We start from the raw sequence: 6,602 nt of genomic DNA on the forward strand, positions 1-6,602 counted from the left end.
GCCATGGGTATAGTACAGATTGCCGCCATCATGGGAAGTTGTGTTGCCGGTGGTGCATATTTACCCATCATGTCAGACGAAGCGATGATCGTTGATAAAACAGGATCAATCTTCCTCGCGGGTTCGTATCTGGTAAAGGCCGCTATAGGCGAAGATATAGATAACGAAACATTAGGTGGTGCCACTACTCACTGTGAAATATCCGGAGTTACCGATAATAAATTTCCAAGCGACCAGGCATGTATAGAGTATATACGTTCGTTGTTTGACAAGTTTGGATTAAGTGAAAAGACAGGCTTCGATCGCGCCAAGCCTCAACCACCTGTTCTCAATCCGCAAGAGCTATATGGATTAATGCCGGTAGATCGCGTAAAGCCTTATGATATTGTAGAGATCATCAAACGACTCGTTGATAATTCAGAGTTCGATGAGTATAAAGCTTTATATGGTAAAAGTCTGGTGTGTGGCACTGCGCGCATTGATGGTTGGGCTGTGGGTATAATTGCCAACCAACGCAAAGTAGTAAAGACTAAAAAAGGCGAGATGCAGATGGGCGGTGTTATATACTCCGACTCTGCCGATAAAGCCGCACGCTTTATTATGAACTGCAACCAGCGAAAAATTCCATTGGTATTTTTACAGGATGTGAGTGGCTTTATGGTGGGCAGTAAAGCAGAGCATGGCGGTATAATTAAAGATGGCGCCAAGATGGTGAACGCGATGGCTAATTCTACCGTGCCTAAATTTACTATCATTATAGGCAACTCGTATGGAGCAGGTAATTATGCGATGTGTGGTAAAGCCTACGATCCGCGTTTGATCGTTGCCTGGCCTACTGCACAGATCGCGGTGATGAGCGGAGCATCGGCAGCAAAAACATTACTGCAGATTCGTGTGAGTACATTAAAGGCTCAGGGCAAAACGATCAGCCCGGAAGAAGAAGAAAAATTACTCAAGGAAATTACCGATCGCTATAACGAACAACTCAGTCCATACTATGCAGCCTCTCGCATTTGGGTAGATGACGTGATCGATCCATTAGAAACACGCAAAGTTATATCGATGGGTATAGAAGCTGCGAACCATGCACCGATAGAGAAATTTAATGTGGGTGTTATACAGACATAGTTAGCACTCTAAAACCCTCTTAGGTGGAGAGGAACTTAAAGTCCTTCTTCTTTGGAGAAGAGTTTGGATTAGGCTGTATTCAACAACCACGGTTGTTTTTTACCTATTCAATATTTTTTACATTTGAATTATGACTGATAAATTACACCTCGGAAGAAAAGTAGCACGCCTGCGTGAATTGCGTGGCATGAAACAAGAAACGTTAGCTGAAGAATTAGGTATAAGTCAGCAAGCCGTATCCAAGCTGGAACAGAGTGAACAAATTGAAGACACTACGTTAACCCGCATCGCGAAAGCGTTAGGCCTTACTCCCGAAGCTATAAAGAACTTCTCTGAAGAATCCATTATCTATAACATACAGAATAATAATTACGATTCTGCCTCCGCTCCTACAGCCAATCAGAGTAATCATTATAACAATTGCAATTTCAACCCGCTTGATGAGTATATCAATGAGGTAAAGGAAAATAAAAAATTATATGAAGCATTGCTGAAAGAGAAGGAAGACAAGATTGTTTTTTTAAAAAAACTTCTGGAAAATAAATGATCAATGCACGACAAATGGGGAAGAGATTATTCAATAAGAATAAGCAAGCGCAAGTCTGCTGTTCAAGCCAAAGCAAAGAAAAAGACTCTAAAATTGGCAGGCAGTTGGAATAGTATAGACGATGATATGTTTTTGGATTTAACTGTAAATCTTCACAACAAAAGAAGCCCGCGTTAAAAACCCGGGCTTCTTTATTTTAATATATACCTATATATTATTTGATTTCGAACTGCGCTGTTACCTGCGCCTGCAAGGTAATTTTTCTGAACGCTGTGGCATCGTCCTCTGCAACGTCTCCGGCAGCTCCGTCAAAACTTACTTTACCACGGATCATTACATTTTCGTTTGCCATCGGATAGTAGTTCTCGAACTCACGCACCATTAAAGGTTTACCGATTTCAGAACCAATTGATTTTACAAGAGCATCGGCTTTTGCTTTCGCTGCCTGCAATGCTTTTATCTTCAGATCAAGTCTGAATTTCTCAATGTCAGAGTGCGTTACTTTGGTGATCATCACCTGGTTTACTTTTACCGGCTCAATCTTCGCGAGTAAATTTTCAAGCTCGGCACCGCTGCTAAGTTTCAGTTGATACGTTTTTTCGCGGAAGGCATCTTTCTCTTTGCGGCCTAACTTTCCGAATTGTGATCCGGCATTAGCAAGCTCAACTTTTTTACGATCGATGTTTGCGGCCTTCACTGCTTCCCAAAATTCTTTATCGAGTTTTTCCAGCAATACTTTCTCGCGGCTCTCTTCAAACTCTTTCAGTTGTACGCTAACATAAATTTCATTGGGATCAATTTCCTGTTTTGCTGTTCCTGTTACTTCAATAAAATGCTCTCCTTTAAATCCTTCCTGCGCAAATGTGATGGTGCTAATGAAAAGGAAAACAGAAAATAAAACGTTCGACTTCATGATTGTAGTTTTTAAATGAATAATGTGGGTCCTCTTACCTTTAATCAAAAAATATTCCAGATGTTTTGTTTCCGGCAGAGCGTTGGTTAGACACACAAAGCGCATAAAAAGTGGGGAACAACTTAATTTTTTTCAGTGCATTATTCGGGCAGGTATAGAATATGCCGTAAAGTTTTTACTTTAGCGAAGATCATTGAATCAATTTTGAAAGACACCGAATTAAAAGCGCTTGTATCTCTGCTCGATGACGAAGATGTGCAGATCGTTTCCCATGTAGAGGAGAAAATTCGTTCGTTGGGTACATCCATTATACCTTTCCTCGAACAGGAGTGGGAAAGCAATTTTAATCCGCAGGTACAGCGCAGAATTGAAGAACTGATCCATGCACTGCAATACGAATTACTAAAAGAGCGTATCAAAGAATGGTATGATTCGCCTGAGCAGGATCTGCTCACAGGCATGTGGCTTATAGCAACGTATCAGTATCCTGACCTCGAGCTTATCAAACTCAAACAGGAACTTGAACAGATCTACTACGAAACATGGCTTGAGTTCAAGCCCGATCTGTATCCGTTCGATCAGATCAAGGTGGTAAACAGTGTGTTGTTCAACAAACTCAAGTTCGGTGCCAACACCAAGAATTTCCATTCACCCGGAAATTCCATGTTTAACGTGGTGCTCGAAACACGAAAGGGAAATCCTATCACATTGTGCGTTGTATATCTGCTGGTATCGCAGAAGCTAAAGCTGCCGGTATATGGCGTAAATCTTCCGAACCTGTTTGTGCTCACCTATAAAGATGAGCGTCACACACAATTCTATATTAACGCGTTTAATAAAGGGCTGATCTTTTCGAAGCAGGATATAGAGAACTATATCAGTGAACTTCGCCTGGCACCACAGTCATCGTTCTTCGAGCCTTGTTCTAACCTCGAGATTATCCGCAGGGTTTTCAGAAATCTGATTATGTCGTTCGATAAAATGGGCGAGCACGCTAAAGCTGAAGAAGTAAAAGAGCTGCTCCTCATCATTGCCGATGGTGCTGACCTCGGTGTTTAAAATATATACTTAAAATTCGAAGTTCGGGTTCTGCCAGCCCATCGGTATATCGGCTTCATATATACCTTCCGGAGTTTTGATGCGCATCTCCATACGGCCTTCTATCTTGAATCCGAGCGACTGATAAAAAGCAATAGCCCGGTGGTTGCCTTCGCGTGTTATCAATTCTACTTTGCCTATATCGGTATGATGACGGGCTACTTCTTCCAGAAATATAGTGAAGAGTGTACGCCCTACTTTCCTTCCCTGAAAATCCGGATGCACAGCAATAGTAAGATCGGAGAATAAATGATTGAATACATGAAGCCCCGGTTTGTAGGCGTGCATCTCTCCTATCAAACTATCCGGATCATCCGGATGAATCGCCACTAATATTAATCCGGACGCTAAACTCTTGCTGAGAAAATTCTGAACATACTCTTCGGTAATCTCCTGTTCGAGTCGCGCGATTCCGCCTTTTACTTTGGCAACTTCCTTATATAGTTTAATGATCCTGTGAAGATCATCGGGGGCGCCTGTACGGATATGCATAGTATATGTAATTTACAAGAGCTATAGATGCTCTCGATTGCGCTCGCAAAATACTACACTTTTGCAGCGTTCAATATGCCACCCACACGAAAATCTATATATAGCTATACAAGGCTCGCTGTTAATCGCGGGCCTGGCGCTTGCTCTTGCGTATACGCTTTTGCAATCGTTCTTCTTCAATCAGTTTATTGAGATTCCTCTGCGCAATAGAGAATTGCCGGAGATAAGGATTAGACAAGATTGAAAGATTAATGTTGTTTTCCATAGTTCCCTCATTTTATTCCATGACACTTAGGTAGTCGTTTACCCCTATGTTTTTATTGGAATACGATTTTTGTTTTCCAATGGTTTCCCCGTTAAGGCGGCAATTGGGCCGGTTTATCTTCAAATCCGACAGGATCATCGCCAGGAACAGTGGCCTGACCGTTGTTTTTTGCAGGAAGGTCTATAAACGCAAAAAAGCTCCCGGCCAGAAGCGCAGGAGCTTTTATAAAGTATATTTTCAATTACAGATTCGGCTGTGGTGTAGTGCGCAGGTATGGCTTGATGCGCTTGTGACCTTTCGGAAATTTGCCTGCTATATCTTCATCTTTTACTGCAGCTGTGATGATTACGTCTTCACCATGTTTCCAGTTGGCAGGTGTTGCCACGCTATAGTTAGCAGTAAGTTGCAAGCTATCTACCACACGAAGGATCTCATCGAAGTTTCTTCCGGTAGAAGCAGGATACGTGATGGTGAGTTTTATCTTTTTATCGGGGCCGATCACAAACACCGAGCGAACCGTAAATTTATCAACAGCCGGATGCACCATGCCGTAGAGGTTTGCTACTTTAAATTCAGGGTCAGCAATCAACGGATAATTCACTGAGGTGTTCTGTGTTTCATTAATATCGCCAATCCATTTCAGGTGAGATTCGAGTGGGTCTGCACTGATCGCGAGAACTTTTACGTTACGCTTATCAAACTCTGGTTTTAACTTCGACATAGAGCCGAGTTCGGTAGTACATACGGGTGTAAAATCTGCGGGGTGTGAAAATAAAATTCCCCAGCTATTGCCAAGCCATTCGTGAAACTTGATAGTTCCTTGTGTAGTTTCGGCTGTAAAATCGGGAGCTACATCGCCTAATCGTAGTGACATAATCGATCGTGTTTTTAGTGAAACAAATAATTGAATCTAAAATTACTCAATCTCTATTGATGTAATAGAGTTTAATGAAATTTTTACGTAATGGCTTAACGCTTTTTGCGGGCTTTCAGTTTCGCTTCTTTCTTCACGAGCGATTCGAGGGTATCAGCTTTTAACATTTCAACGGTGGCATTTCTTATTTGCAGAAAGGCATCATGTACGGTACAGGTCTCTTCATCTTCACATTCAGCACAAGGCTCATAAAATTTATGGGCAGCACAAGATACGAGCGCAATGGCTCCATCAAACTGCCGCACTACTTCTGCGAGATTTACTTCTGCGGGTTTCATGCGCAGAAAGTATCCTCCTCCCTTGCCTTGTTTACTTCCTAAAATACCTGCGCGCTTCAGGTCGAGCAGTATAGCTTCCAGGAATTTTTTGGGAATGTTACAGGCGTCTGAAATGTCTTTGATAAGAAATTTCCCTTCCGGTTCACGCGCCATGTGCACTAAGGCATGAATGGCGTATTTACATTTCTTCGATAGCATAACTGGGACAATTTAATGGATTTAGCGATTTTGTAGTTACCTTCTCTCGCTTAATTTTGATTAGCCCTTCTTCGCACTGCCGGGATAGCTCAGGGGTAGAGCGGTCGATTCGTAATCGACAGGTCGTGGGTTCAATTCCCATTCTCGGCTCATGGACTTTTATAAATTCTTTTTAGTAGGTAGCGGTGGCTTGCTTGGAAGCATAGCGCGGTACGCAACGGTACGATCTGTCAGCGAAAAAATTCAAGCTGCTTTTCCGTACGGTACCCTTACCGTTAACATTGTTGGCTCATTTATACTCGGCCTGGTATATGGACTTGCGCTGCGCAAGACGGATATGAACGAGGATGTAAAGTTATTTTTAGGTGTTGGCTTCTGTGGCGGATATACTACCTTCTCAAGCCTGGCGTGGGAAAGTGTCAGTCTTTTTAACCAGAAGATGGCGGGCACTTCACTGCTATATATAGGCGCCAGCCTGGCAACGGGTATCCTGGCACTGGTGATTGGTATTTGGTTAAGCCGATTTTTATAAGAGTTTTGTTAATCAGCAAAGCTTTCTTACTTTTGTCGCCCCTCACCAGAGGAAAAACTCTACAACGCCAACCTTGCCCAGGTGGTGAAATTGGTAGACACGCTACTTTGAGGGGGTAGTGCCTTAACCGGTGTGCTGGTTCGAGTCCAGTCCTGGGCACATTTGTTTAAAAGATAGATAACGTTGAGCCGTTGGTTCGTACCTTCGAAAACAGCGG

At 42.6% G+C, this 6,602-nt stretch carries 9 protein-coding genes and 2 tRNA genes; 6 read left to right on the forward strand and 5 right to left on the reverse strand.

Going from position 1 to position 6,602, the window contains the following annotated elements; genetic code table 11:
* A partial coding sequence (locus tag VIN08_RS27100) for an acyl-CoA carboxylase subunit beta (protein ID WP_331972547.1) occupies window positions 1-1,128 on the forward strand: 1,128 nt, incomplete at its 5' end.
* Between the two features lie 130 nt (window positions 1,129-1,258).
* The gene (locus VIN08_RS27105) at window positions 1,259-1,675 is read left to right on the forward strand and encodes a helix-turn-helix transcriptional regulator (RefSeq protein ID WP_331972549.1); all 417 of its coding nucleotides are present in this window, start codon (window positions 1,259-1,261) and stop codon (window positions 1,673-1,675) included.
* Window positions 1,676-1,889: 214 nt separating this feature from the next.
* On the opposite strand, the gene VIN08_RS27110 is transcribed toward VIN08_RS27105, so the two are convergent.
* A complete protein-coding gene (locus tag VIN08_RS27110; protein ID WP_331972551.1) occupies window positions 1,890-2,588 on the reverse strand; it encodes an SIMPL domain-containing protein in 699 nt (232 codons plus the stop codon).
* A 204-nt stretch (window positions 2,589-2,792) separates the two neighbouring features.
* Between VIN08_RS27110 and VIN08_RS27115 the strand changes: the two genes are divergently transcribed.
* The gene (locus tag VIN08_RS27115; protein WP_331972553.1) at window positions 2,793-3,647 is read left to right on the forward strand and encodes a transglutaminase-like domain-containing protein; all 855 of its coding nucleotides are present in this window, start codon (window positions 2,793-2,795) and stop codon (window positions 3,645-3,647) included.
* A 9-nt stretch (window positions 3,648-3,656) separates the two neighbouring features.
* Here VIN08_RS27115 and VIN08_RS27120 read toward each other — a convergent pair whose 3' ends face one another.
* The 4 genes from VIN08_RS27120 to VIN08_RS27135 all read right to left on the reverse strand — a co-directional run bounded on the left by VIN08_RS27120 (window position 3,657) and on the right by VIN08_RS27135 (window position 5,853).
* Window positions 3,657-4,178, reverse strand: coding sequence for an N-acetyltransferase (locus VIN08_RS27120; RefSeq protein ID WP_331972556.1), 522 nt, complete (start codon window positions 4,176-4,178; stop codon window positions 3,657-3,659).
* A 121-nt stretch (window positions 4,179-4,299) separates the two neighbouring features.
* Window positions 4,300-4,443 carry a hypothetical protein gene (locus VIN08_RS27125; RefSeq protein WP_331972558.1) on the reverse strand — a complete coding sequence of 48 codons (144 nt, stop codon included), beginning with the start codon at window positions 4,441-4,443 and terminating at the stop codon, window positions 4,300-4,302.
* A gap of 241 nt (window positions 4,444-4,684) precedes the next feature.
* Window positions 4,685-5,317, reverse strand: coding sequence for a peroxiredoxin (locus tag VIN08_RS27130; RefSeq protein WP_331972561.1), 633 nt, complete (start codon window positions 5,315-5,317; stop codon window positions 4,685-4,687).
* Between the two features lie 95 nt (window positions 5,318-5,412).
* A complete protein-coding gene (locus VIN08_RS27135) occupies window positions 5,413-5,853 on the reverse strand; it encodes an Rrf2 family transcriptional regulator (RefSeq protein WP_331972564.1) in 441 nt (146 codons plus the stop codon).
* A gap of 78 nt (window positions 5,854-5,931) precedes the next feature.
* On the opposite strand from VIN08_RS27135, the gene VIN08_RS27140 reads away from it, so the two are divergent.
* The 3 genes from VIN08_RS27140 (at window position 5,932) to VIN08_RS27150 (ending at window position 6,544) form a co-directional block, all read left to right on the forward strand.
* Window positions 5,932-6,003, forward strand: a tRNA-Thr gene (locus VIN08_RS27140).
* 1 nt (window position 6,004) lies between these two features.
* Window positions 6,005-6,385, forward strand: coding sequence for a fluoride efflux transporter CrcB (crcB, locus tag VIN08_RS27145; RefSeq protein ID WP_331972567.1), 381 nt, complete (start codon window positions 6,005-6,007; stop codon window positions 6,383-6,385).
* A 75-nt stretch (window positions 6,386-6,460) separates the two neighbouring features.
* Window positions 6,461-6,544, forward strand: a tRNA-Leu gene (locus VIN08_RS27150).
* Window positions 6,545-6,602: the final 58 nt, after the last annotated feature.

This window comes from Ohtaekwangia sp. (assembly GCF_036568665.1).
In the GTDB taxonomy this organism is placed as follows: domain Bacteria; phylum Bacteroidota; class Bacteroidia; order Cytophagales; family Cyclobacteriaceae; genus Ohtaekwangia.

Excerpts from the sequence above, each read along its gene's own strand:
- VIN08_RS27105 (WP_331972549.1), top strand. The coding sequence starts at position 1,259 with ATGACTGATAAATTACACCTCGGAAGAAAAGTAGCACGCCTGCGTGAA.
- VIN08_RS27110 (WP_331972551.1), bottom strand. The coding sequence starts at position 2,588 with ATGAAGTCGAACGTTTTATTTTCTGTTTTCCTTTTCATTAGCACCATC.
- VIN08_RS27120 (WP_331972556.1), bottom strand. The coding sequence starts at position 4,178 with ATGCATATCCGTACAGGCGCCCCCGATGATCTTCACAGGATCATTAAA.
- VIN08_RS27125 (WP_331972558.1), bottom strand. The coding sequence starts at position 4,443 with ATGGAAAACAACATTAATCTTTCAATCTTGTCTAATCCTTATCTCCGG.
- VIN08_RS27130 (WP_331972561.1), bottom strand. The coding sequence starts at position 5,317 with ATGTCACTACGATTAGGCGATGTAGCTCCCGATTTTACAGCCGAAACT.
- VIN08_RS27135 (WP_331972564.1), bottom strand. The coding sequence starts at position 5,853 with ATGCTATCGAAGAAATGTAAATACGCCATTCATGCCTTAGTGCACATG.
- crcB (WP_331972567.1), top strand. The coding sequence starts at position 6,005 with ATGGACTTTTATAAATTCTTTTTAGTAGGTAGCGGTGGCTTGCTTGGA.